Origin of the sequence: Pseudomonas sp. HY13-MNA-CIBAN-0226 (assembly GCF_040310305.1) — a bacterium.
In the GTDB taxonomy this organism is placed as follows: Bacteria; Pseudomonadota; Gammaproteobacteria; order Pseudomonadales; family Pseudomonadaceae; genus Aquipseudomonas; species Aquipseudomonas gregormendelii.
In genome coordinates this window covers 174,195-197,932 of sequence record NZ_JBEOPS010000005.1, presented here as the reverse complement: position 1 = coordinate 197,932, position 23,738 = coordinate 174,195, and the positions used below count along the sequence as shown (strand labels likewise).

Annotated in this window: 19 protein-coding genes; 12 read left to right on the top strand and 7 right to left on the bottom strand. The window is 59.4% G+C overall.

Annotation, left to right across the window (positions count from 1 at the left end; translation table 11 throughout):
- The first annotated feature begins 8 nt into the window (after positions 1-8).
- Both AAEZ05_RS07640 and AAEZ05_RS07635 read left to right on the top strand, forming a co-directional pair.
- Positions 9-3,653, top strand: coding sequence for a transporter substrate-binding domain-containing protein (locus tag AAEZ05_RS07640; protein WP_350646884.1), 3,645 nt, complete (start codon positions 9-11; stop codon positions 3,651-3,653).
- A 49-nt stretch (positions 3,654-3,702) separates the two neighbouring features.
- Entirely contained in the window at positions 3,703-6,648 is a 2,946-nt protein-coding gene (locus tag AAEZ05_RS07635; RefSeq protein ID WP_350646883.1) for an HD domain-containing phosphohydrolase, read from the top strand.
- On the opposite strand, the gene msrC is transcribed toward AAEZ05_RS07635, so the two are convergent.
- Both msrC and AAEZ05_RS07625 read right to left on the bottom strand, forming a co-directional pair.
- On the bottom strand, positions 6,649-7,131 hold the full coding sequence (gene msrC, locus AAEZ05_RS07630) for a free L-methionine (R)-S-oxide reductase MsrC (protein WP_045058088.1): 483 nt from the start codon (positions 7,129-7,131) through the stop codon (positions 6,649-6,651). It abuts the gene before it with no gap.
- Positions 7,128-8,018 (bottom strand): DUF815 domain-containing protein, encoded by an 891-nt coding sequence (locus AAEZ05_RS07625; protein WP_205892142.1) that lies wholly within the window; start codon positions 8,016-8,018, stop codon positions 7,128-7,130. Before AAEZ05_RS07625 ends, msrC begins: the two co-directional genes overlap by 4 nt.
- A gap of 166 nt (positions 8,019-8,184) precedes the next feature.
- Between AAEZ05_RS07625 and AAEZ05_RS07620 the strand changes: the two genes are divergently transcribed.
- Entirely contained in the window at positions 8,185-10,506 is a 2,322-nt protein-coding gene (locus AAEZ05_RS07620; protein ID WP_350646882.1) for a hybrid sensor histidine kinase/response regulator, read from the top strand.
- On the opposite strand, the gene AAEZ05_RS07615 is transcribed toward AAEZ05_RS07620, so the two are convergent.
- From AAEZ05_RS07615 to msrB, 3 genes are all read right to left on the bottom strand, one after another.
- Entirely contained in the window at positions 10,490-10,948 is a 459-nt protein-coding gene (locus AAEZ05_RS07615) for a MarR family winged helix-turn-helix transcriptional regulator (protein ID WP_045058085.1), read from the bottom strand. The genes AAEZ05_RS07620 and AAEZ05_RS07615 overlap by 17 nt on opposite strands.
- Entirely contained in the window at positions 10,945-11,430 is a 486-nt protein-coding gene (locus tag AAEZ05_RS07610; RefSeq protein WP_045058084.1) for a glutathione peroxidase, read from the bottom strand. Before AAEZ05_RS07610 ends, AAEZ05_RS07615 begins: the two co-directional genes overlap by 4 nt.
- A gap of 1,104 nt (positions 11,431-12,534) precedes the next feature.
- Positions 12,535-12,930, bottom strand: a complete 396-nt coding sequence (gene msrB, locus AAEZ05_RS07605) for a peptide-methionine (R)-S-oxide reductase MsrB (RefSeq protein ID WP_045058083.1) — start codon at positions 12,928-12,930, stop codon at positions 12,535-12,537.
- Between the two features lie 226 nt (positions 12,931-13,156).
- Between msrB and AAEZ05_RS07600 the strand changes: the two genes are divergently transcribed.
- Both AAEZ05_RS07600 and htpX read left to right on the top strand, forming a co-directional pair.
- A complete protein-coding gene (locus AAEZ05_RS07600; RefSeq protein WP_008030363.1) occupies positions 13,157-14,368 on the top strand; it encodes a pyridoxal phosphate-dependent aminotransferase in 1,212 nt (403 codons plus the stop codon).
- A 318-nt stretch (positions 14,369-14,686) separates the two neighbouring features.
- A complete protein-coding gene (gene htpX, locus AAEZ05_RS07595) occupies positions 14,687-15,574 on the top strand; it encodes a protease HtpX (protein ID WP_045058082.1) in 888 nt (295 codons plus the stop codon).
- Between the two features lie 121 nt (positions 15,575-15,695).
- Here the strand turns inward: htpX and AAEZ05_RS07590 are convergent, their stop codons facing one another.
- Entirely contained in the window at positions 15,696-16,352 is a 657-nt protein-coding gene (locus AAEZ05_RS07590) for a thiopurine S-methyltransferase (protein WP_045058081.1), read from the bottom strand.
- Positions 16,353-16,455: 103 nt separating this feature from the next.
- On the opposite strand from AAEZ05_RS07590, the gene AAEZ05_RS07585 reads away from it, so the two are divergent.
- Entirely contained in the window at positions 16,456-17,223 is a 768-nt protein-coding gene (locus AAEZ05_RS07585; RefSeq protein ID WP_045058080.1) for a DODA-type extradiol aromatic ring-opening family dioxygenase, read from the top strand.
- Positions 17,224-17,252: 29 nt separating this feature from the next.
- Here the strand turns inward: AAEZ05_RS07585 and AAEZ05_RS07580 are convergent, their stop codons facing one another.
- Entirely contained in the window at positions 17,253-17,966 is a 714-nt protein-coding gene (locus AAEZ05_RS07580) for a UTRA domain-containing protein (protein WP_350646881.1), read from the bottom strand.
- 339 nt (positions 17,967-18,305) lie between these two features.
- Here AAEZ05_RS07580 and AAEZ05_RS07575 point away from each other — a divergent pair, with 339 nt between their 5' ends.
- The 6 genes from AAEZ05_RS07575 (at position 18,306) to AAEZ05_RS07550 (ending at position 23,599) form a co-directional block, all read left to right on the top strand.
- Entirely contained in the window at positions 18,306-19,370 is a 1,065-nt protein-coding gene (locus tag AAEZ05_RS07575; RefSeq protein WP_045058078.1) for an ABC transporter substrate-binding protein, read from the top strand.
- Positions 19,371-19,489: 119 nt separating this feature from the next.
- Positions 19,490-20,296: an alkaline phosphatase family protein gene (locus AAEZ05_RS07570; RefSeq protein ID WP_045058077.1), complete on the top strand. Its 807-nt coding sequence runs from the start codon at positions 19,490-19,492 to the stop codon at positions 20,294-20,296.
- Positions 20,293-21,138 (top strand): ABC transporter permease, encoded by an 846-nt coding sequence (locus AAEZ05_RS07565; protein ID WP_045058076.1) that lies wholly within the window; start codon positions 20,293-20,295, stop codon positions 21,136-21,138. The genes AAEZ05_RS07570 and AAEZ05_RS07565 overlap by 4 nt, the downstream gene beginning before the upstream one ends.
- Entirely contained in the window at positions 21,125-21,925 is an 801-nt protein-coding gene (locus tag AAEZ05_RS07560) for an ABC transporter permease (protein ID WP_045058075.1), read from the top strand. Before AAEZ05_RS07565 ends, AAEZ05_RS07560 begins: the two co-directional genes overlap by 14 nt.
- Complete coding sequence (locus AAEZ05_RS07555; protein WP_045058074.1) at positions 21,922-22,911, top strand: ABC transporter ATP-binding protein; 990 nt, start codon at positions 21,922-21,924, stop codon at positions 22,909-22,911. The genes AAEZ05_RS07560 and AAEZ05_RS07555 overlap by 4 nt, the downstream gene beginning before the upstream one ends.
- Positions 22,912-22,945: 34 nt before the next feature.
- A complete protein-coding gene (locus AAEZ05_RS07550; protein ID WP_045058073.1) occupies positions 22,946-23,599 on the top strand; it encodes an HAD family hydrolase in 654 nt (217 codons plus the stop codon).
- The last annotated feature ends 139 nt before the right edge of the window (positions 23,600-23,738 follow it).

Here is a 23,738-nt window from a genome sequence, read left to right as displayed (position 1 = left end):
GAAACAGCATGCCCAGTCGCGCCAAGGAATACCTGATGCTGATGACCGTAGCTCTTTTCCCGAGCAGTTCGGTACAGGCCGCGCCGATCGAAAGTCAAAGCTACTCCTTGCTCAGTCGGGCCACGGCCGCACAACATGAGGTGCAACTGGATCGACCGCAACGACTCTGGTTGCTGAACAGGTCCGAGCTGGTTCTGGGCACCTCAGCCCCCGATTATCCGCCCTTCGACATGACCATCGACAGCAGCCAGGATTATGAAGGGTTGACCGCCGACTATGCAGGTCTGCTCGGCGCGACCACCGGTTTACCGATCAAGGTCAGGCGGTTCTCCACCCGGGACGATGCCATCGAGGCGCTGGAGAATGGCGAAGTCGATTTGCTGGGCACGTCCAACGGCTTCGAAGCCGAACATCCGGACATCCTGCTGTCCGCACCCTATGCCGTTGATCAACCGGTGCTGGTCACGCGCGAGGAAGAAACCCGATCCCTGTCCGATGGGCTGAGGGGTTTACGAATGAGTATGGTCTATCACTATCTGCCGCTGAGGGAAGTCAAGAGGCTATACCCCAACGCGGTCATCACGCCCTACCCCTCCTACCAGAATGCGATCAATGCAGTGGCCTTCGATCAGGCCGATGTTTTTCTCGGCGACACGATTTCAACTCACTACATGATAAACAAGGGCTACCTGAACAACATCCGCATGGCGAGCTTCGGCAAGCATGAAGCGCATGGCTTCAGTTTCGCGGTGCATAAAGACAATCAGCAATTGCTGGGCATCATCAACTCGATGCTGGCCGCACTCCCACCCAGTGAAAAAGACAACATCGGCAAGCGCTGGAGCGCCGGCAGTGACATTCTGCTCAGCGATCAAAGCCTGCAGTTCACCGATCGCGAAAAGCGCTGGATGGCAGCCCATCCGGTGGTGCGTGTAGTGGTGAACGAAGCCTATGCACCGCTGACGTTCTTCGACCGCGACGGCAACTTTCGCGGCGTCACGGCCGATCTTCTGGAATTGATCAGGCTGCGCACCGGCTTGCGCTTCGATATTCAGCGCAGCCGCAATGATGGCGAGATGATCAAGCGCGTCGCTGACAGGCAGGCTGACATGATCACCGCCCTGCTCCCCAGCACCCAACGTGAAGCTAACCTGAATTTCACACGGCCCTACCTGCAGAACTCGTTTGTCCTGCTGACGCGAAAACTGGCCGGTAGCCCAACCAATCTCGAACAGATGCAGGGCAAGCGCCTGACCATCGCCCAGGGCAATCCGATGGTGGATTATCTGCGTCGCGAATTCCCGCAAATAAAACTGATCGAGACACCCGACACCTTCAGCGCCGTGGAAATGCTGTCCGACGGTCGCGCCGACGCTGCGGTCAACTCACTGGTCATCGCCAACTACTTCATGTCCGCGCGGATTTTCGAGCACGATCTGCAGATCAGCACCACTATCGGCACTCAGCAGGCCGCGTTTTCTCTGGCGACTGCGCGGGACTCCAGGGAGCTGAACTCGATTCTCGACAAAGCGCTGCTGAGCATCGCACCGGACGAACTGGGGGTGATCAACAGTCGCTGGCGCGGCTACTCGGCATCGGCGCAGGACTCCTGGCAAGACTACCAACGCATTTTTTTCCAGATCGTCATCATTACCGGCGTACTGCTGCTGATTTTAGCCGCCTGGAACGCTTACATGCGCTGGCAGATCAAACTGCGCCAGGCCGCGGCGCGTGCGCTGAGTGATCAATACGAATTCATGCGATCGCTGGTCAATGGCACGCCGCATCCCATGTATGTCCGCGACCGCCAGGGGGTGCTGCAAAGCTGTAACGACAGCTATCTCGAAGCATTCAACGCCAAACGCGAAGACGTCATCGGCAAAAGCGTGATGTCGGGCAACATGAGCAACGCGTTCGAGGCCCGGGAATATCAGGCCGACTATGAGCGCGTGGTTGCCGAAGGCACCCCGCTGGTGCTTGACCGGGCTTTGCACATCGGTGGACGCCGGCTGACCATTTATCACTGGGTACTGCCCTATCGTGATTCGCGCGGCATGGTCCAGGGCATCATCGGCGGCTGGATCGACATCAGTGAACGGCGCCAATTGTTCGAAGAACTGCGGCATGCCAAGGAGCGCGCCGATGAAGCCAACCGAGCCAAAAGTAATTTTCTGGCGACCATGAGCCATGAAATCCGCACCCCGATGAACGCCGTCATTGGCATGCTGGAGTTGACGCTCAAGCGCATCGAACAGAATCACCCGGAGCGGCCCGCAATCGACGTCGCCTACAACTCGGCGCGGGACCTGCTGGAGCTCATTGGTGACATTCTCGACATTGCGCGGATCGAATCCGGCCGCCTGGAATTGAACCCGGAACGGGTCAACCTCCACGCTGTCGTCGCGTCGGTGGTCAATATCTTCGAGGGCCTCGCGCGGCAGAAAAAACTCGAGCTACTGCTGGAGTTTCACTGCGACAACCCCGCTATTGATGTGCTGCTGGACCCTATGCGGTTCAAGCAGGTGCTGTCCAACCTGATCAGTAACGCCATCAAGTTCACCCCCCAGGGCCATGTCCGTATCGTCGTCGACCTGAGCCCCACCGGGCCGGACGAAGTGCAGATGCATCTGAGCGTTGAGGACAGCGGCATCGGTATCAGCGAAGACGATCAGAGTCGGCTGTTCGCCCCTTTCGCCCAGGCAGACAACGGTGCCAAAGCGGGCCGTGGCGGAGCAGGCCTGGGGCTGATGATCAGTCGCAGCCTGTGCAAGTTGATGGGCGGCAGCCTGCAACTGAGCAGTCGCCCAGGTCTTGGAACTCAAGTGCAGGTCTCACTGCACCTGCCAGCTCTGGCGCAGCAACAGGCGGCATTGACCATTGAACAGGCACCCCAGCCGCCCAGGACAGTCCTGAAAGTCCTGGTGGTCGATGACCACCCTGCCAACCGGCTGCTCATGTGCCAGCAACTGGAATTTCTGGGTCATATGTCCTGGGTTGCGGAGGATGGCGCAGTGGCGCTCAGCCTCTGGCAGACCGAGGCGTTCGACCTGGTGATCGCCGACTGCAACATGCCGGTCATGAGCGGGTATGAACTGGTTCGCGCCATTCGCGACGAGGAGCAACGCCTGCAACGTGCACCCACGGTCATTTTGGGTTTCACTGCCAATGCCCAGCCGGAAGAGATCGCCCGCTGCAAAGAAGCCGGCATGGATGACTGCCTGTTCAAGCCGCTCACCCTGACCGCATTGAGCCACTGGATTGAAAACCTCAATCCCGAGGCGCAGTCCCCGGCATTCAACCTTGAGGGGCTGCAGCAACTGACGGGAGGCAACCCGGCGCTGGATCTGCGATTACTCAACGAACTGCTCAAAAGCAATCGTCTGGACCGCCAGGAGTTACTGGCGGTGCCCAGCACCGCTGAGCCACAGGCATTTTTGGATATTGCCCACAAAATCAAGGGCGCAGCGCGGATCATCCAGGCCTCGTGCCTCATCGACAGCTGCGAATCACTGGAGGCAGCCTGCCAGGGTCCGTTGGACGCGGAGGCCGTATCCGACTGCACCCAGGCGATGGCACGCGACATGGTGCAACTGGAACTGGCTCTTTTGCAGCAAATAAGCGAGCACGAGCGCAGCACAAAGGGGGAGCCTTAACTATGCTTGGGCGCTAAGCAGTGAGTTAAATCCCATGGAGAACACTGCAATGCCCAGCCCACTGCGCCCGGATCCGCGGCGTTTGCCGTTGCATATCCATATCAGCGTCATGTTCACCTTGCTGTTGCTGCTGACCGGCGTAGTGCTGGGGATCTTCAACTATCGACAGACCACCCAGATCATATTGTCGAGCAGTGAAAAGCTCTTCGAACGGATCGAGCAGGACGTGCGGCTTGACCTGCACGCCACCTACCAACCCATTCGTCATCTGTTGAGCCTGCTGGCGGACTACCCGGCCACCCAGGCCACAGACCTCGAGCAGCGACTGGCTTTGCTCAAGCCTTTGAGCCAGGCGCTTACGGACAATCCAGACCTGGCATCGCTGTATCTGGGTTATGGCAACGGTGATTTCTTCATGGTGCGGCCCTTGCGCACCTCGGACATGAAAGCGCGCACCCAGGCGCCGGACGCCGCCGCATTCCAGGTCTGGAGCATCGAGCGCGACCGCAGCGGCCAGGTCAGGTCCCAATCACTGTTTTTTGACCGCAACCTGAGGCTCCTTGGCCGTCTGGACCACCCCGACGACGACTACGATCCGCGGACTCGCGCCTGGTTTTCCAGCGCTCGCAGCGAGCAGGAACAGATCACCACAGAGCCTTACGTGTTCTTCTCCACCCACAACGTAGGCACCACGCTGGCCCGACGCAGTGGCGAACAGGCAGTCATGGGCGCCGATCTGACATTGGCCGAACTGTCAGCCACCCTGGCGAAACACGTCGTGACCCCGGCAACCGAAATCGTGCTGTTCGACGCCCAGGGCAATGCCATTGCCTATCCCGACAGCAGCAGGCTGATTGTTGACGACCAGAGCGCCCGCTTGATCAAGGCGGCCGATTTGAGCCCGGGCCTCGGCGCCCTGCTGAACAACCAGGCGCCGGGCAATCGGCTGGAGGCCGGTGGTCGACGCTGGATTGTGGCCCAAAGCAGCATCCAGGAAGGTGGTCCAAAGGGATTGCACCTGGCTTTGCTGGTGCCCGAGGATGAACTGCTCGTCGATGCGTATCGCCTGCGCTGGCAAGGTGCGCTGGTGACCTTGGCGACGTTGCTGTTGTGCCTGCCGCTGGGATGGCTGACCTCCCGAATACTGGTCCGCCCCCTGCGCGCGCTGGTTCAGGAAGCTGACGCTATTCGCAGTTTCGACTTTAATTTTCCCTCCGTCAGGCGTTCACCGGTACTCGAAGTGGACCAGTTGGGCGTGTCGATGGAGCGCATGAAAGACACCTTGGCCAGTTTCTTCCAGATCACCGACAGCCTCAGCGCCGAGACCCGCTTTGGCCCGCTGCTGGAGCGCGTGCTGTTTGAAACGGTAAAGATCGGCCAGGCCCAGGCCGGCCTGATCTACTTGCGGGAAAATGACGGTGACCGCTTCGCTCCCCTCGGCCTGGTGATCGACGGCGCGTCCCAGGATTTGCCCACATTCGACGTTCAGGCGCACGAGCCGAAGTCTGCGCAGAGTCCTGCCTGGCTTGGGCAACTGGTGGAAGTCGACACCATGGTGACCAGTCTGGGGTTCGAAGAGGCCGGGGATTGGCGCAAGGTGCTGCTGGCGTTGGAGTGCCCGCGGGTTCACCTGATCGGCATTCGCCTGCGCAACCGGCATAACGAGACGGTGGGCCTGCTGGTACTGCTGCTGGCCGACAGCGGCCACCCGAGCGACCTGGAAAAACTGCGCCCGGATCGCATCGCCTTTCTGCAGGCGGTTTCCGGAGCGGCGGCGGTGAGCATCGAAAGCCAGCGCCTGCAAACCAGACAGAAACAGTTGCTGGACTCGTTCATTCAACTGCTGGCCGGTGCAATCGACGCGAAAAGTCCCTATACCGGCGGCCACTGCCAGCGGGTGCCGGCGCTGACCCTGATGCTCGCCCAAGCCGCTGCCGCCAGCCAGGCGCCGGCGTTCAAAGGCTACCAGCCGACCGAAGACGAGTGGGAAGCCTTGCACATCGCTGCCTGGCTGCACGACTGCGGCAAGGTCACGACCCCGGAATACGTGGTCGATAAAGCCACCAAGCTTGAAACCCTGAATGACCGTATCCACGAAATCCGCACCCGTTTCGAAGTGCTCAAGCGCGACGCCTGGATCGATTACTGGCAAGGCGTGGCTCAGGGCGCAGACGAGCAGCCACTGGCTGACTTGCGAGAGACCAGCCTGGCGGCGCTGGATGAAGACTTCGCCTTCATCGCCCGCTGCAACCTGGGCAGCGAAGCCATGGCTGAAGATGATCTGCAGCGCCTGCGCAGCCTCGCGCAACGCACCTGGAACCGCACCCTGGACGATCGCCTGGGAGTTTCCTGGGAAGAGAACCGCCGTCAGGCGCGCACCCCGGCGCCGATCCTGCCGGTCAATGAACCCCTGCTGGCGGACAAACCCGAGCATCTGTTCGAGCGGGCAGAGAGTGAGCTTATTCCTGCGGAAAATCCCTGGGGCTTCAAGCTCGACGTGCCCCGCTACAAGTACAACCGGGGTGAGTTGTACAACCTGAGCATTGCCCGCGGCACGCTGACTCGTGAGGAGCGCTACATTATCAATCACCATATGGTGCAGACGATACTGATGCTCAGCCACCTGCCCTTTCCCGGCCACCTTGACAACGTCGCGGAAATCGCCGGCGGGCATCACGAAAAAATGGACGGCACCGGCTACCCCAAGCAGTTGAAGCGAGAAGAAATGAGCCTGCCGGCGCGGATGATGGCGATTGCCGATATCTTTGAAGCGCTGACCGCCGCCGATCGTCCCTACAAGAAGGCCAAGTCCTTGAGCGAAGCACTGGGCATCATGGCGACGATGTGCCGGGACGCGCACATCGATCCCGAGTTGTTCGAATTGTTCATCGATGCCGGAATCTACCGGCAATACGCAGAGCAATTCCTCGATCCACAGCAGATTGATGTGGTAGACACTGCAAGCCTGCTGGTCAAGGCAGGCTTGCAGGGGTGATCAGCAATCGGTCAGGCGCAGGAAAATCGCGGCCAACTGCTCGATGCCCGCCTGGTCCAGCGCGGTAAATCTGGCCAGTTTCGGACTGTCGAGATCGAGCACGCCAATCAGCTGACCGTCCTTGACCAGAGGCACCACCAACTCGCTGTTGGAGGCGCTGTCGCAGGCGATATGCCCGGCAAACGCATGAACATCCTCGACCCGCTGAGTCTGTAAAGTCGCCGCCGCAGCCCCGCATACACCCCGTCCGAAAGGAATGCGCACGCAGGCGATCTGCCCTTGGAACGGCCCCAGCACCAACTCATGGTTACGGTTGAGATAGAAGCCGGCCCAGTTCAAATCATCGAGCTGATTGAACAGGAACGCGGAAAATTGCGCTGCGTTGGCAATGAAATCGCGCTCGTCCGCCAGCAGCGACTCCAATTGCGCCTGCAACATGCCGTAGCCTTCGAGGCCCTGGCCGCTCTGTTGTAAATCGATCATGCCTTGTGCTCCAACAGCTTTAATCCGACCCAATAACGGGCAAATTGATAGGCGCAACGGCCGTTGCGGTTGCCGCGTCCGGTGGCCCAGCGCACGGCGAGGATATCCAGCGCTTCGTCACGCTGCCATTTGAGGCCTGCCTTGTCAGCCAGTTGCCCGATCCAGTGTTCGACCACGTTCAGGAAGTGCTCCTGAGTGAACGGATAGAACGACAACCACAAGCCGAAGCGGTCCGAGAGTGCGATCTTGTCTTCCACCGCTTCGCTGGGGTGCAGTTCACCGTCGACGCGTTTCCAGTTTTCGTTGTCACTTTCCTTTTCCGGCACCAGGTGCCGGCGGTTGGAAGTGGCGTACAGCAATACGTTGTCCGGGGCCTGCTCGAGGGAGCCGTCGAGTACGCTCTTGAGCACCCGGTAATCGCCCTCGCCGGATTCGAACGACAGGTCGTCGCAAAACAGCACGAACCGCTGGGGCAGCTTGGCGATCTGTTCAACCACGCGGGGCAGGTCCGCCAGGTGATCGCGCTCGATCTCGATCAGGCGCAAGCCTGCCTGGGCATGTTCGGCCAGCAGCGCCCGGACCAGCGAGGACTTGCCGGTCCCCCGGGAGCCCCACAGCAGCGCATGGTTGGCGGGCATGCCATCGAGGAATTGTTGAGTGTTGCGACCCAACTGCTCCAACTGCCGATCGACGCCGATCAGGTCGCTCAAGCGCATGTCGAGGCTGACTTCCAGGGGCAGTAGAAATCCGCTGCGCCCCTCGCGCTGCCAGCGCGCAGCCAGGCAAGTGGTCCAGTCGATGGCCTGCCGGGGTGCGGGCAGCAGCGGTTCGATACGGGCCAGAACGGCATCGGCGCGCTCCAGGAAAGCATTCAATCGGGAATCCACGTCTTCTCCTTGGGCACATTCACATTAATGATTGCGCAACAGCGATAATCCACAACGACCAGGTGCCTGTCCCAACCCATGTTTGAGGGCTCGCGACAACAGCGGTATCCATGCATCATCGACTATGCTTGAGCAGCGAAGGGAAACGGAAGTGGTTCAACACCCTATGGATATCAAATTCACCAACCGGCTGTCTTACAAACAAGCCCGGCTGACCGTGCTCGTGGGTTTCATTCTCGGCACGCTGCTCAGCCTGCTGCAGATTGGCATCGATTATGCCAGTGAAGATGCCTCCATCAACCGGGAAATCCAGTCTTTGCTGGAAATCAGCCATAACCCGGCCTCGCGCATCGCCTATAACATCGATGCAGAACTCGCCCAGGAGCTGACCTTGGGCCTGTTGCGTTCGCCCGCCATCATCGGCGCGCGATTGATCGACAATAACGGCACGGTACTGGCCAACGTCAAGCGACCCGGGCAGCAAAGCAATTACCGGATGATCAGCGACTTCATGTTTGGCGCCGAACGTCAGTTTGAAGACCGCCTGTACCTGGATCACTTGCCCGCCGAGTCCCTCGGCACCCTGCGCCTGGACGTCGACACCTACGCATTCGGCAGCCGCTTTCTGCGCCGGGCCGAAGTGACGCTGCTCAATGGTTTTGCCCGCAGCCTGTTGCTGACTGGCATCCTGCTCGCACTGTTCTATGTGATGCTGACCAAACCGCTGGTGCGCGTTATCCGCGAACTGAGTGGCCGCGATCCACGCAGCGTCGAACCGACCTGGCTGGAGTACCCGGCGGGGCATCAGAACGATGAAATCGGCGTGCTGGTCAAGGTCGCCAACCAGCAATTCGAGAACATCGCCACGGAAATCCAGCAAAGGCGCAATGCCGAAAACCGCCTGACTGACTACCTCGCGCAACTGGAGAACATCGTCTCCGCCCGGACTGCGGAGCTCAAGGCGATCAACAGTCGGCTCAGCCAGTCCAACCAGGAACTGGAAATTGCCCGCAGCACCGCCCTGGATATGGCGGAAGCGCGCTCGGTGTTTCTGGCCAACATGAGCCACGAAATCCGCACGCCGCTCAATGGCCTGCTGGGGATGATCGCGTTGTCCCTGGACGGTCCGCTCAATGCTGAGCAGCAGCAACAACTGTCCATCGCCCATGACTCCGGCAAGGTCTTGGTGGAACTGCTCAACGACATTCTCGACCTGTCGAAATTCGACGCTGGCCAGCTCGAACTCGAACACATTCCATTCGACCTCGGTGCGCTGGTCGAGGACACTGCCAACCTGCTGTCCCAGAACGCCGCGCCCAGTGTCGAACTGACCTGCCTGATCGATCCGCAGTTTCCGGCACTGGTGTTGGGTGATCCGACTCGGGTTCGGCAAATCGTCAGCAACCTGCTGTCCAACGCGCTCAAGTTCACTCGTTTCGGCCGCGTCGATGTGCGCCTCGGCACCTTCAAGGACGGCGTCAGAATCGAAGTCTGCGACACTGGCATCGGTATCCCCCAGGACGCCCAAGTGAAGATTTTCCAGCCGTTTACCCAGGCGGGTGCCGGCATTACCCGACAATTTGGCGGCACCGGCCTGGGCCTGGCCTTGACCTACAACCTGTGCGAAGCCATGAAGGGACGACTGTCCATCAGTTCGGAGGCCGGGTTTGGCAGCCAGTTCTGCGCCGACCTGCCGCTGCCCTGCCACACCCGCGCCCTGGCGCCTGCACCCTTGCGGGGGAAGGTCATTGCCATCACGGCAGCCAGCAGCGGCCTGGCAGAGCTGCTCAAGACCGTGTTGCCGGTGTGGGGGCTCGAGTATCAACAGCGCTCGATCGATGATTCGATGATCGGCCTGGACCCCGACGTGGTCATCACCGATTGCCCCGAATGCCTGTTTGTCCTGCGCCCCGCCTGCACTGCGCCGATCCTGCTGGTGACTGCCTACGGCAGCTTCATGCCCAGCGAACAGGCCAGCGCCCTCGCCCCTTTGCAACAGCAGGCGCGGCCGCTGGCGCGAAACGCACTGTTCCAGACATTGCGACGGGTACTGCAACCTGAGATCAATACGATCAACGATGCGCGACTGCAAACGCTGTCACCCCAGCGCCGCGGGCGGGTGCTGCTGGTGGAGGACAATCCGGTCAATCAGCTGGTAGCCAAGGGCATGCTGGGCAAGCTCGGTTGCGAGGTCATCGTCGCCGCGCATGGTGCCGAGGCCCTGGATCTGCTTGAGCACGATGAGTTCGACCTGGTGCTGATGGACTGCAACATGCCGGTGATGGATGGCTATGAAGCCAGTCGGCAAATCCGTCGCAGCGGACGCTGGCCACAATTGCCTATTGTGGCCTTGACCGCCAATGCCATGTCCGAGGAACGCGAGCGCTGCCGTGCCGCGGGCATGAGCGATTACCTGGCCAAACCCTTCCGCCGCGAAGAGCTGGCGGCCCTGCTGGATTCATGGATGCCGGCTACGACAACGCCTTGATCTGCCCCAGCAAATGATCGAGCCCTTCACGCAAATCATGCAGCCGATCCAGATCCACGCCGCTGTCGCACAGTAGCCGGGCCTTGAGCGGCGCGACCCGATCACGCAACGCCTGGCCCGCAACCGTAAGGCTCAGGTGCACTTCGCGTTCATCCCGTAATGAACGCTGGCGCTGGACCAATTGCAGCTGTTCGAGTCGTTTGAGTAACGGCGTCAGAGTCCCGGAATCAAGCGCCAGCCGTTCACCCAGGGCCTTGACTGTTGGCTGCTGTGGGGCCTTTTCCTGCCATTCCCACAGCACCAGCATCGCCAGGTACTGCGGGTAAGTCAGCCCGAGCTGGTCCAGCATTGGTTTGTAGGCCCGGATCACCGCACGGGACGCGGCGTACAGCTTGAAGCACAGCTGGCTGTCGAGCTGCAGGGAGTCGAACGGCGGATTCATTTGAGCAGGGCTTCAATCTCGCGGCCCAGGTCCTGCGGTTTGGTCGCCGGTGCGAAGCGCTTGACCAGTTGACCGTCTTTGCCGATCAGGAATTTGGTGAAGTTCCACTTGATGCCTTGGGAACCCAATAACCCGGGGGCGCGTTTTTTCAGCTGGACAAACAGTGGGTGGGCGCCGGCGCCGTTGACTTCGATTTTTTTGAACAGCGGGAAGCTGACGCCGAAATTCAGTTCGCAGAATTCGGAGATCGCGCCTTCGTTACCGGGTTCCTGTTTGCCGAATTGGTTGCAGGGGAAACCCAGGACTACCAGGCCCTGATCCTTGTAGGTCTGCCAGAGCGCTTCGAGTCCTTTGTATTGTGGGGTGAAGCCGCATTTGCTGGCGGTGTTGACGACCAGTACGGCTTTGCCGGCGTAGTCGGCCAGGGTTTTCTGTTCGCCGGTGATGGTGGTGCAGGGGATGGTCAGCAGGGGGTCGGTCATCGTTTGGCTCTGGGGGTCTAGGGGTGGCCTGTTTAAAATAGTTCGCAATTGAATTGTGTGCAATTTAATTTTGTATTGGTTTCTTTCGGACGTGGGCAGATCCGTTTTTTTGGTCTGGGCTGCTTATGGTTCCGCCCTGACGGCGGGTCACTTTCGAAAAGCGCGAAAGTAACCAAAGCGCTCTTGCCCCACCACTTGGCACCTCGCCTAGGCTCGGTGTGCCCTCACTCCGGCATTGCTCCGCGGGTCGCCGCGATGGGCCATCCCTGGCCCAGCGCGGCTAAACCGGCATCCTTGCCGGTTTACCCGCTACGCAATGCCTGCGTTCGGCCAGCGTGGTTAACGGGGCGCCTGCAATCTACAGCTCGCCGTGGCGGCCTTCGGGCCGACCAGGGCATCACGCCGGCGCGCTTCGCTTGTTGGGTCGTGCACCTTTTCTGGATAGGAAATGAGCGCTGTGAGGCGGTATCCGTGGAAGGTGGACTCTAGGGAAAGTGATCCATCTGGAAAGTCATCTCTGTGGAGGGATTGATACCTGTAGGAGCAAAGCTTGCTCGCGATGACGGTTTCGCATCCAACATTGATGCTGACTGGCACCCCGCTATCGCGAGCAAGCTTTGCTCCCACAGAAACAACATCAGCCCGGCAGGCAAGCTTTGCTCCCACAGGAACAACATCAGCCCGAAGGCAGTCCAGCTTCGCTCCCACAGGTACAACACCAGCCCGGAAGCAGTGCACATCAGAGAAGCGCAGCGTGCCGGCTTGATGCCTTGGTCGGCCCGAAGGCCGCCACGGCCCGGTTCTTGATCGCGGACGCCCCGTTAACCACGCTGGCCGAACGCAGGCATTGCGCAGCGGGGAAACCGGCAAGGATGCCGGTTTAGCCGCGCTGGGCCAGGGACGGCCCATCGCGGCGACCCGCGGAGCAATGCCTGCGTTCGGGCACACCGAGCCTAGGCGAGGTGCCAAGTGGTGGGGCAAGAGCGTTTTGGTTACTTTTGCGCTTTTCAAAAGTGACCCGCCGTAAGGGCGGAACCAATAGAAGCCTTCACCCAGGAATGGATATGCACACGATCAGCACGGATCAGCACGGATCAACCCCGGTCATTCCCGAGGCACAAGCTCCAGACACACCGAATTGATGCAATACCGCAACCCGGTCGGCGGCGGCCCATCCGGAAACACATGCCCCAAATGCGCATCGCACTTGGCACACACCACCTCAGTACGAATCATCCCGTGACTCACATCACGAATCTCAACCATCGCACTGTCACCGATCGGCGCATAAAAGCTCGGCCAGCCGCAGCCTGAGTCAAATTTGGTCTTCGAATCAAAAAGCGGCTCGCTGCAACAGATACAGTGATAGACACCATCAGTTTTGGTGCCATTGTATTTGCCGGAAAACGGACGTTCGGTGCCCTTGAGACGGCAAACGTTGTACTGCTCCGGATCGAGCATGGCCTTCCATTCTTCAAGGGTTTTTTCCAACTTTTCCATCGTCACACCTCAGCAGCTGAAAAAGCCCGATCTGTACCTTTTCCACGGATCGGGCGGCACGTATGATTGCGCCTCGTCAAACGCCAGTCTGGCAGCCAGACCACGCGCATTCAAACGGATTTACGGGTGCTGCCTTTCAAGGCGCCAGGCCTGTGTGAATACGCAGGATTCCCAGTACGGTAGTTCATATGCCGCCTGGATCGTTCATTTTCAGGAACACATCGCCATGCAGGTCAGCAAATCGAACAAGCTCGCCAACGTCTGCTACGACATTCGCGGCCCAGTGCTCAAGCACGCCAAACGCCTGGAAGAGGAAGGCCATCGCATCCTCAAGCTGAACATCGGCAATCCTGCGCCCTTTGGTTTCGAAGCACCGGACGAAATTCTCCAGGACGTGATCCGCAACCTGCCTACCGCCCAGGGCTACAGCGACTCCAAAGGGCTGTTCAGCGCACGCAAGGCCGTCATGCAGTACTACCAGCAAAAGCAGGTGGAAGGCGTCGGCATTGAAGACATCTACCTGGGCAACGGCGTTTCCGAGCTGATCGTGATGTCGATGCAGGCCCTGCTCAACAATGGCGACGAAGTGCTGGTGCCGGCCCCGGACTACCCACTGTGGACCGCGGCTGTCAGCCTCTCGGGCGGCAACCCGGTGCATTACCTGTGCGACGAGCAGGCCAACTGGTGGCCGGATCTGGCCGACATCAAGGCCAAGATCACGCCGAACACCAAGGCCCTGGTGATCATCAATCCGAATAACCCGACCGGTGCGGTGTATTCGAAAGAAGTCCTGCTGGGCATGCTGGAACTGGCCCGCCAGCACAACCTGGTGGTTTTCTCCGACGAGATCTACGACAAGATCCTCTACGACGATGCCGTGCACATCTGCACCGCGTCCCTGGCGCCGGACCTGCTGTGCCTGACGTTCAACGGCCTGTCCAAGTCCTACCGCGTGGCGGGCTTCCGTTCCGGCTGGATTGCCATCTCCGGCCCGAAACACCACGCCCAGAGCTACATTGAAGGCATCGACATGCTGGCCAATATGCGCCTGTGCGCCAACGTGCCAAGCCAGCACGCGATACAGACCGCTCTCGGTGGCTACCAGAGCATCAATGACCTGGTGCTGCCCCAGGGCCGACTGCTGGAACAGCGCAACCGTACGTGGGAGCTGCTCAACGACATTCCCGGCGTAAGCTGCGTTAAACCGATGGGTGCCCTGTATGCCTTCCCACGGATCGATCCGAAAGTCTGCCCGATCCACAACGACGAGAAATTCGTGCTCGACCTGCTGCTGTCGGAAAAGCTGCTGGTGGTGCAAGGCACGGCGTTCAACTGGCCATGGCCCGATCACTTCCGGGTGGTGACATTGCCACGAGTGGATGACCTGGATATGGCCATAGGCCGCATCGGCAATTTCCTCAAGTCCTACCGCCAGTAACACCGCCAGTCACCGTGCGACCTTCATTCCCGTCGCACGGTGACTAATTCAGCAATACATATTTCCCCCCTACCCTGCAACGCTAAGGCGCTCACAGACCTGGACGCGTTTTCAGGCCGCGGTCTAACAACGACGGGGCCCGGACCTCGGAAATGCCCTACAGGAATTTCATCAGACCGAGTCGCAAGCGTCCTTCAAACAGCTAGTCTTTTGCCGTAGGACACAGTTTGAAATAGTCACCCGGTTGAATAGCCCGTTGCAGCACCTTATATACCCCGCAGTACGCTACATCTTTAGCTTGAGGAGATTTCTACAACCATGATGCGCATCCTGCTGTTTTTGGCCACTAACCTGGCGGTCGTGCTGATTGCCAGCATCACCCTGAGCCTTTTCGGCTTCAACGGGTTCATGGCGGCCAACGGGGTTGATCTCAACCTCAATCAGCTGCTGATCTTCTGTGCGGTCTTTGGTTTTGCCGGTTCCCTGTTCTCGCTGTTCATCTCCAAGTGGATGGCGAAGATGAGCACCAGCACCCAGATCATTACCCAGCCGCGCACACGTCACGAGCAATGGCTGCTGCAAACGGTGGAGCAACTGTCCCGGGAAGCCGGGATCAAGATGCCCGAGGTCGGTATTTTCCCGGCCTATGAGGCCAACGCCTTCGCCACCGGCTGGAACAAGAACGATGCACTGGTTGCGGTCAGCCAAGGCCTGTTGGAGCGCTTTTCGCCGGATGAGGTCAAAGCCGTTCTGGCCCACGAAATTGGTCACGTTGCCAACGGCGACATGGTCACCCTGGCGCTGATCCAGGGTGTGGTGAACACCTTCGTGATGTTCTTTGCGCGAATCATCGGTAACTTCGTCGACAAAGTGATTTTCAAGAACGAAGAAGGCCAGGGTATCGCGTATTACATCGCGACCATCTTTGCCGAACTGGTGCTGGGCATCCTGGCCAGCTCGATCGTCATGTGGTTCTCGCGTAAACGCGAATTCCGTGCAGACGAAGCCGGTGCCCGCCTGGCGGGTACCAGCGCGATGATTGGTGCCTTGCAACGCCTGCGGGCTGAACAGGGGTTGCCAGTACATATGCCGGACACGCTGAATGCATTCGGTATCAACGGCGGCATCAAGCAAGGGTTCGCTCGCATGTTCATGAGCCACCCGCCGCTGGAAGAGCGTATCGACGCACTGCGTCGTCGCGGCTGACAGGTTGCGCTAAAACAGAAAGGCCCGCACAGATGCGGGCCTTTTTTGTCTGTCCAGATTTGTGCTGCTGACCTTATGTAAGAGCGAGCCTGCTCACGAATCGCCAGCGCAGACAGCTTTCTTACCGGGCAGAAACCCGATAAACCCGCTCTTCAAGGCGCGTCACGCCACTCTCGATAAATTTCCAGCTCTCACCCAGCACATCCTGATCTTCCAGGATCTTCAGCGCCCAGAAGTTGCCGAACAAGTGCCGTACCTCATCATCAAGCACAGCGAACGGCGGTCCGTCCTTTTGCGTCTGATCGTAATCGAGGGTTATCAGCAACCCCATCGCGTCCTTCGGCAGTATGCGGTTCAGGTGCGCCGCGTACTGCTCGCGCATGGCGGGTGGCAGCGCAATCAGCGCAGCACGGTCGTACAGACCGGCGCAGTCGGCCACATCCCCTGCAGTCAACTCGAAAAAGTCCCCGCACCACAGTTCGATCGAACCGGCGCGATAAACCTTGAACGGCCCCTGTTCACTGACATCAGGATCAAACTGATGCTCGCTGAAGAAGTCCTCAACGGCCTTTTCCGACAGTTCAATCCCCAGTACTTCATGGCCCTGATGAGCAAGCCACAGCAAATCCAGACTTTTTCCACACAACGGCACCAACACGCGAGCGCCCTCTTCCAGGTCCAATTGTGGCCAGAACCGTTGCAGATAAGGATTCACTTCCCGCAGATGGAAGCCGATCTGATCTGACTGCCAACGCTTGTGCCAAAACTCCGGCTGCATAAATAACCCCGAAAATTCGATCAAAACACCCTAAAACTTATATTAGATTTAGATCAATGATCTGACTGAAGATGAGCCCATCTTAACTCTCAGGAGCTCCTACATGTTCCCCAGCCTGTATATATCCCACGGCTCCCCCATGCTGGCGCTGCAACCGGGCGCCAGCGGCCCCGCACTGGCGAGGCTTGCGGCCCAATTGCCGCGACCCAGGGCGATCGTGATTGTCTCGGCGCATTGGGAGAGCAATGAACTGCTGGTCAGCGCTAATCCGCATCCGGACACCTGGCACGACTTCGGCGGTTTCCCCAAGGCGCTGTTCGAAGTGCAATACCCCGCGCCCGGTGATCCGCAACTGGCGGTGGAGGTAGTCGACCTGCTCAAATGCGCCGACTTGCCCGCTCGCATCGATGCCAAAAGGCCGTTTGACCACGGTGTCTGGGTACCGCTTTCGCTGATGTACCCGCAGGCCGACATCCCGGTGGTACAGGTCTCTCTGCCCACACGGGGCGGCCCCGCGTTGCAGACTCAGGTCGGACACGCCCTCTCCAGCCTGCGTGAACAAGGGGTGCTGTTGATCGGGTCAGGCAGCATCACCCATAACCTCGGTGAACTGGACTGGCACGCCGGCCCGGAAAGCGTGGAGCCCTGGGCCGAAGCGTTCCGTGAATGGATGATCGAGAAACTCTCTGCCAACGATGAAGCCGCGCTGCATGATTACCGCCGCCAGGCGCCAAATGCCGTGCGTAACCATCCCAGCGATGAACACCTGCTGCCGTTGTATTTCGCTCGCGCTGCCGGAGGTCCGTTCAGCGTCAGCCACAAGGGCTTCACCATGGGCGCCTTGGGCATGGACATCTATCGATTCGGATAAAGAGCTGTTGCAACCGCCGGCGACCTGGCTCAGGTGACATCGACGCCCACGTGAATGGCATCGTGTCGCCAGAATTCCAGGTCGCAATCGATCAGTCGCTCGTGCTGGTCGTAGTTGACCCGGGCAATACGCAATCCCGGGCTACCCACCGACACTCGCAGCGCTGCCGAAGCGTCCACGGAGAGCGCCGTCGGCACGATTTCAAAACGTACCCTGCCGTAGTGCAGGTCGTAATGCCGGGCGTACAGTTCGGTAATGGACTGATTCAGGTCGAAGTCGAGTATTCCCGGGAAAAACCGTGGGTTCAGATAGTGCTCGACGTACAGCACCAGCCGCTCGTCAATGCGCCGCGCCCGGCAGATCTGGATCACGCTGGACAGTGCGGGTAACTGCAACCAGGCACAGACCGCCGCTGACGCCGGTTGCAGGCGAGCGCTAATCACCTCGGTGGACGGCACCCGGCCCTGGGCGCTGACCATTGCGTGAAAGTGACTGCGTTGCATCAGGTTATAGGCCAGGCGTGGTGGCGAGACGAACCAGCCCCGGCGTTCCTCGCGATAGATCTGCCCTTGTGCCTCCAGTTGCAACAACGCCTCGCGCACGGTAATTCGGGTGGTACCGAACAACTCACTGAGCTTGCGCTCCGCTGGCAGTTTGCTTCCGGGCGCCAACAGCCCGTGATCGAGCTGTTCCTGTAGCACCTGCCCTATGGCTGTCACCGCTTTGGTGGTCTCGACGCGCATCAACGTTACCTATCTGGACTAGACCAGCACTGTTTCGGGGCGGAACCTGCATTGGTTTACCCTCCAAGTAGCCTAGGCCCTGCATGTGACTGGTGGATGACAAACGTGCCGAACGGTGTTGAACGTTGCCTGCAATATTACGGCCATGTCCTTTCATATCAGCCTCTTAGCCATGGTCTACGCTTACTTTGCAGCCTGAGTGTTCCCCTACAGGAAATTTGGGCAGGCCACTCATCGACATCAAAATGTCATCCAGACCGCCTAGATTGGCTCAGGTATTGCTGACCTAGACCAACACAACCGCAATCGCAGCGTTGAAAACGCCCAAAGGAGCTTCGGATGAAACAGCTTTTCCTGGCATCACTGTTAGGCTCGACCATTGCCATGTGCACCGCCGCCATGGCGGCTGATGATTTGAAAACCCTTGAGGCCGCAGCGAAAGCGGAAGGCACAGTCAACAGCGTCGGCATGCCCGATGACTGGGCCAACTGGAAAGGCACTTGGGATGACCTGGCCAAGACCTACGGCCTGAAACACATCGATACCGACATGAGTTCCGCGCAGGAAATCGCCAAATTCGCCGCCGAAAAAGATAACGCCAGCGCGGACATCGGTGACGTAGGTGCAGCTTTCGGGCCTATCGCAGTCAAGCAAGGCGTGGTGCAACCGTATAAACCAACGACCTGGGACCAGGTGCCGGACTGGGCCAAGGACAAGGATGGCAACTGGGCGCTGGCCTACACCGGAACCATCGCCTTCATCATCAACAAAAAACTGCTGCACGGTTCCGAAGCACCGACCAAGTGGGCCGATCTCAAGAGCGGCAAGTACAAGGTCTCCATTGGCGACGTCAGCACTGCGGCCCAGGCGGCCAACGGTGTCCTGGCTGCCGCATTGGCCAACGGGGGTGACGAGAAGAACATCCAGCCAGCCCTGCTGATGTTTGCCGACATTGCCAAGCAAGGCCGCCTGTCGATGGCTAACCCGACCATTGCCACCATGGAAAAGGGCGAGATCGAAGTCGGCGTGGTTTGGGATTTCAACGGCCTGAGTTACAAGGCCAAGATGGCGAATCCGGATGATTACACCGTGCTGATCCCTTCCGATGGCTCGGTCATTTCCGGCTACACCACCATCATCAACAAATACGCGAAAAACCCTAATGCGGCCAAACTGACCCGCGAATACATCTTCAGCGACGCCGGCCAGACCAACCTGGCACGCGGCAACGCCCGCCCGATCCGCGCCGAACACGTGAAGCTGCCGGATGACGTCAAAGCCAAGCTGTTGCCGAACGAACAGTACAAAGGCGTGACGCCGATCAAGGACGCAGATGCGTGGGAAAAAACCTCCAAGTCGCTGCCGCAGAAGTGGCAGGAAGAAGTGATTATCAACATGCAGTAATGCTGCATCCGTAGGAGCTGGCGCAGGCTGCGATCTTTGTTTTTTCAAGCAACATCAAAAGATCAAAGCCTTTGGCAGCTCCTGCACCGTTCAGCAATGATTCTGGAGTCATCGCCCCTATGAACCACAACGTCATCCTTGTCGTGCTCGACGGCCTCAACCATGAGGTTGCTCGCCACGCCATGGGGCACCTGCAGGCGTACGTCGGCGCAGGACGCGCGGCGCTCTACAAGCTGGAGTGCGAATTGCCGGCGTTGTCCCGTCCGCTTTACGAATGCATCCTGACCGGCGTCACGCCAATTGACAGCGGTATCGTTCATAACAATGTCTCGCGCCTGTCCAGTCAGCGCAGCATCTATCACTACGCACGCGACGCCGGGCTCAAGACTGCGGCGGCGGCCTATCACTGGGTCAGTGAGCTGTACAACCGATCACCGTTCGTGGCCGCCCGGGACCGTCACACCGACGATCCCGACCTGCCGATCCAGCATGCGCATTTCTACTGGAATGACCACTACCCCGATTCACACCTGTTTGCCGACGCCGAACACCTGCGCCAGCGCCACTCGCCAAACTTCCTGCTGGTCCACCCGATGAACATCGACGACGCCGGGCACAAGCACGGCCTCGACTCCGCGCAATACCGCAACAGCGCCCGCTCCGCCGACATCATTCTCGCCGACTACCTGCAAGGCTGGCTCGACGCGGGCTACCAGGTACTGGTGACCGCCGATCACGGCATGAACAATGACCGATCGCACAACGGCCTGTTGGCCGAAGAACGCGAAGTACCGCTGTTCGTGCTCGGCGACGCCTTCAGCCTCGATGCCGGTGCTGCGCCGAAACAGATCGAGATCTGCGGTACGGTCTGCGAGCTGCTGGGCGTGGCCCACGATAAACCTGTGTGCCGGGAGCTGCTCAAATGAACACCATGACTCGTGGCAAATGGTTGGCAGCCCTGTGCCTGGTGCCTTTTGCACTGTTCTTTATCGTGTTCCAGATTGCCCCGCTGCTGTGGGTCATGATCAACAGCCTGGAATCACAGGAGTTTGGCTGGGGCCTTGCCAACTTTACGAAAATCTTCAATTCAAAGTTCTATCTGCAGGCGATCCAGTACAGCCTCGAGATCAGTTTCTGGTCGAGCGTATTCGGCATCATCATCGCGGTGCTCGGCGCCTACTCCCTGCGCCGGGTCGATTCCAGGCTGCGTAACTTCGTCAACGCCTTCGCCAACATGACCAGCAACTTTGCCGGCGTGCCCCTGGCGTTTGCGTTCATCATCCTGCTGGGATTCAACGGCAGTTTCACCATCCTGCTCAAGCAGGCCGGGATCATTCAGGATTTCAACCTGTACTCGAAAACCGGGCTGATCATTCTCTACACCTACTTCCAGATTCCCCTCGGTGTGCTGCTGCTGTATCCGGCATTTGATGCGCTGCGTGAAGACTGGCGCGAGTCTGCGGCGCTGCTCGGTGCCAGCGGCTGGCAATTCTGGCGCCACATCGGCCTGCCGGTGCTGACGCCCGCGCTGCTAGGCACCTTCGTGATCCTGCTGGCCAACGCGCTGGGTGCCTACGCCACGGTTTACGCCCTGACCACCGGCAACTTCAACGTACTGCCGATCCGTATCGCCGCCATGGTTTCCGGCGACATTTCCCTGGACCCTAACCTCGCCAGCGCCCTGGCCGTGGTACTCGTGGCGTTGATGACCCTGGTGACCATCGTGCATCAGTTGCTGTTGAAGAGGAGCTACCATGTCTCGCGCTGAACTGGGTCCCGCCGGCATCTACCACCGGGTTGTGGTGTACCTGCTGTTTGCCATTCTGTTGCTGCCTCTGGCTGGCACCCTGATCTATTCAATCGCCAGCAGTTGGTCGGCGACCATCCTGCCGAGCGGCTTCACGTTCAAATGGTACGTGCAATTGTGGAGTGATCCGCGCTTCCTCCATGCATTCGGCCAGTCGCTGCTGGTGTGCGTCGGTGCGCTGATCCTGTCAGTGGTGCTGATCTTGCCGCTGTTGTTCGTGGTGCATTACCACTTCCCGAAACTCGACGCGTTGATGAACATCCTGATCCTGCTTCCGTTCGCGGTGCCGCCGGTGGTGTCGTCGGTGGGGCTGTTGCAGCTGTATGGTTCCGGCCCGTTCGCAATGGTCGGTACGCCGTGGATCCTGATCGGCTGCTACTTCACCGTGGCGCTGCCCTTCATGTACCGGGCAATCACCAACAATCTGCAGGCGATCAACCTGCGCGACCTGATGGACGCCGCCCAATTGCTCGGCGCCAGCACCTGGCAAGCGGCATTCCTGGTTGTCCTGCCGAACCTGCGCAAAGGTCTGATGGTGGCACTACTGCTGTCGTTCTCGTTCCTGTTCGGTGAGTTCGTGTTCGCCAACATCCTGGTGGGCACCCGTTACGAAACCCTGCAGGTCTACCTCAACAATATGCGTAACAGCAGCGGCCACTTCACCAGTGCGCTGGTCATTTCCTACTTCTTTTTTGTGCTGGTTCTGACCTGGGTGGCCACTATTTTGAACAAGGACAAAAGCGAATGAGCTACGTCAGCGTCCAACATCTGGAGAAAAATTACGCAGGCACCACGGTGTTCAGTGACATCAACTGCGAAATCCACAAAGGCGAGTTTGTCACCTTGCTTGGGCCGTCGGGCTGCGGAAAATCAACCCTGTTGCGCTGTATCGCCGGGCTGACCCCGGTAGATGGCGGGCAGATTTTGCTGGACGGTGTCGACCTGGTGCCCATGAGCCCGCAAAAACGCGGGATCGGCATGGTGTTTCAGAGCTACGCGCTGTTCCCGAACATGACCGTGGAGCAAAACGTGGCATTCGGCCTGCGCATGCAGAAGGTCAATGCCGACGACAGCCACAAACGCGTCGCCGAAGTGCTGGGGCTGGTGGAGTTGAACGATTTCGCCGCTCGCTATCCCCACCAGCTGTCCGGCGGCCAATGCCAGCGAGTCGCCCTCGCTCGCTCGTTGGTGACGCGTCCGCGGTTGTTACTGCTCGATGAACCGCTGTCGGCGCTGGATGCGCGAATTCGCAAGCATTTGCGCGAACAGATCCGTCAGATCCAGCGTGAACTGGGCCTGACCACGATCTTTGTCACACATGACCAGGAAGAAGCCCTGACGATGTCTGACAGAATATTCCTGATGAATCAGGGAAAGATCGTACAAAGCGGCGACGCGGAAACCCTGTACACCGCGCCAGTCGATGCATTTGCGGCCGGCTTCATCGGCAACTACAACCTGCTGGATGCCGACAGTGCCTCGAAACTGCTGCAAAGACCGGTCACCGGACGCATCGCCATTCGTCCGGAAGCCATCGAGCTCAGCCTCAATGGCGCGCTGGATGCCCAAGTGCGCAGCCACAGCCTGCTAGGCAACGTGATTCGGTACCGGATCGAAGCACGCGGCGTGGAACTGGTGGTGGATGTGCTCAACCGCTCAGCCGCGGATCTGCACCCCGATGGTCAGCGCCTGGCACTTTCCATCGATCCGACAGCCCTGTGTGAGGTAGCCTGATGGCCTTGCTGATGTTGAAGAGAGAACCGTACTGATGGCCCTGGCAATTTTTGATCTGGACGAAACCTTGATTCACGGCGACTGCGCCACCCTCTGGAGCGAACAGATGGGCAGGCTGGGCTGGGTCGATCCCGAGTCGTTCATGCGCCAGAACAACGAACTGATGGACGCTTACAGCCACGGCAAGCTGCGGATGGAGGATTACATGACCTTCAGCCTGGAACCCATGATCGGTCGCACCCCCGAAGAGGTCGATCATCTGGTGGGACCGTGGGTGGAGGATTTTATCGAGCCGATTATCTTCAGCGACGCCACCAAGGCCATCGCCGCCCACCGCAAGGCAGGCGACCGGATCCTGGTGATTTCCGCCTCGGGCACCCATCTGGTCAGGCCGATTGCCGATCGCCTGGGCATTGACGAGATTCTCGGGATAGAGCTGGAAGTCGCACATGGCGTGTACAGCGGCCACACCGTCGGCACCCTGACCTACCGCGAAGGCAAGATCACCCGGTTGCTGGAATGGCTGGATGCCGAAGAAGAGAATCTGGAAGGCGCGAGTTTTTATTCGGACTCACGTAACGACCTGCCGCTGTTGCTCAAGGTGGATTTCCCGCACGTGGTGAACCCGGACCCGGTGTTGCTTGAGCACGCCGAAAAAGCCGGCTGGCCGATCCATCTCTGGAAATAACGCAAAACCCTGCAGGAGCACGGCTTGCGCGCGAGGTACGATAACGCGGGTAAGCTGGCACGCCGAGTCGAACCCATCGCGGGCAAGCCTTGCTCCCACAGCTCAGCTTCGCTTCCATAAGCTCAGCTTTGCTTCGACA

What these genes read in the sequence shown, in the direction of transcription:
- msrB (WP_045058083.1), bottom strand. Translation starts at nt 12,930, where the DNA reads ATGGAAAAGTTGGAAAAAACCCTTGAAGAATGGAAGGCCATGCTCGAT.
- AAEZ05_RS07590 (WP_045058081.1), bottom strand. Translation starts at nt 16,352, where the DNA reads ATGCAGCCGGAGTTTTGGCACAAGCGTTGGCAGTCAGATCAGATCGGC.
- AAEZ05_RS07565 (WP_045058076.1), top strand. Translation starts at nt 20,293, where the DNA reads ATGAACACCATGACTCGTGGCAAATGGTTGGCAGCCCTGTGCCTGGTG.
- AAEZ05_RS07555 (WP_045058074.1), top strand. Translation starts at nt 21,922, where the DNA reads ATGAGCTACGTCAGCGTCCAACATCTGGAGAAAAATTACGCAGGCACC.
- AAEZ05_RS07570 (WP_045058077.1), top strand. Translation starts at nt 19,490, where the DNA reads ATGAACCACAACGTCATCCTTGTCGTGCTCGACGGCCTCAACCATGAG.
- msrC (WP_045058088.1), bottom strand. Translation starts at nt 7,131, where the DNA reads ATGATCGATTTACAACAGAGCGGCCAGGGCCTCGAAGGCTACGGCATG.
- AAEZ05_RS07575 (WP_045058078.1), top strand. Translation starts at nt 18,306, where the DNA reads ATGAAACAGCTTTTCCTGGCATCACTGTTAGGCTCGACCATTGCCATG.
- AAEZ05_RS07585 (WP_045058080.1), top strand. Translation starts at nt 16,456, where the DNA reads ATGTTCCCCAGCCTGTATATATCCCACGGCTCCCCCATGCTGGCGCTG.
- AAEZ05_RS07620 (WP_350646882.1), top strand. Translation starts at nt 8,185, where the DNA reads ATGGATATCAAATTCACCAACCGGCTGTCTTACAAACAAGCCCGGCTG.
- htpX (WP_045058082.1), top strand. Translation starts at nt 14,687, where the DNA reads ATGATGCGCATCCTGCTGTTTTTGGCCACTAACCTGGCGGTCGTGCTG.
- AAEZ05_RS07560 (WP_045058075.1), top strand. Translation starts at nt 21,125, where the DNA reads ATGTCTCGCGCTGAACTGGGTCCCGCCGGCATCTACCACCGGGTTGTG.
- AAEZ05_RS07550 (WP_045058073.1), top strand. Translation starts at nt 22,946, where the DNA reads ATGGCCCTGGCAATTTTTGATCTGGACGAAACCTTGATTCACGGCGAC.
- AAEZ05_RS07610 (WP_045058084.1), bottom strand. Translation starts at nt 11,430, where the DNA reads ATGACCGACCCCCTGCTGACCATCCCCTGCACCACCATCACCGGCGAA.
- AAEZ05_RS07615 (WP_045058085.1), bottom strand. Translation starts at nt 10,948, where the DNA reads ATGAATCCGCCGTTCGACTCCCTGCAGCTCGACAGCCAGCTGTGCTTC.
- AAEZ05_RS07640 (WP_350646884.1), top strand. Translation starts at nt 9, where the DNA reads ATGCCCAGTCGCGCCAAGGAATACCTGATGCTGATGACCGTAGCTCTT.
- AAEZ05_RS07600 (WP_008030363.1), top strand. Translation starts at nt 13,157, where the DNA reads ATGCAGGTCAGCAAATCGAACAAGCTCGCCAACGTCTGCTACGACATT.
- AAEZ05_RS07635 (WP_350646883.1), top strand. Translation starts at nt 3,703, where the DNA reads ATGCCCAGCCCACTGCGCCCGGATCCGCGGCGTTTGCCGTTGCATATC.
- AAEZ05_RS07580 (WP_350646881.1), bottom strand. Translation starts at nt 17,966, where the DNA reads ATGCGCGTCGAGACCACCAAAGCGGTGACAGCCATAGGGCAGGTGCTA.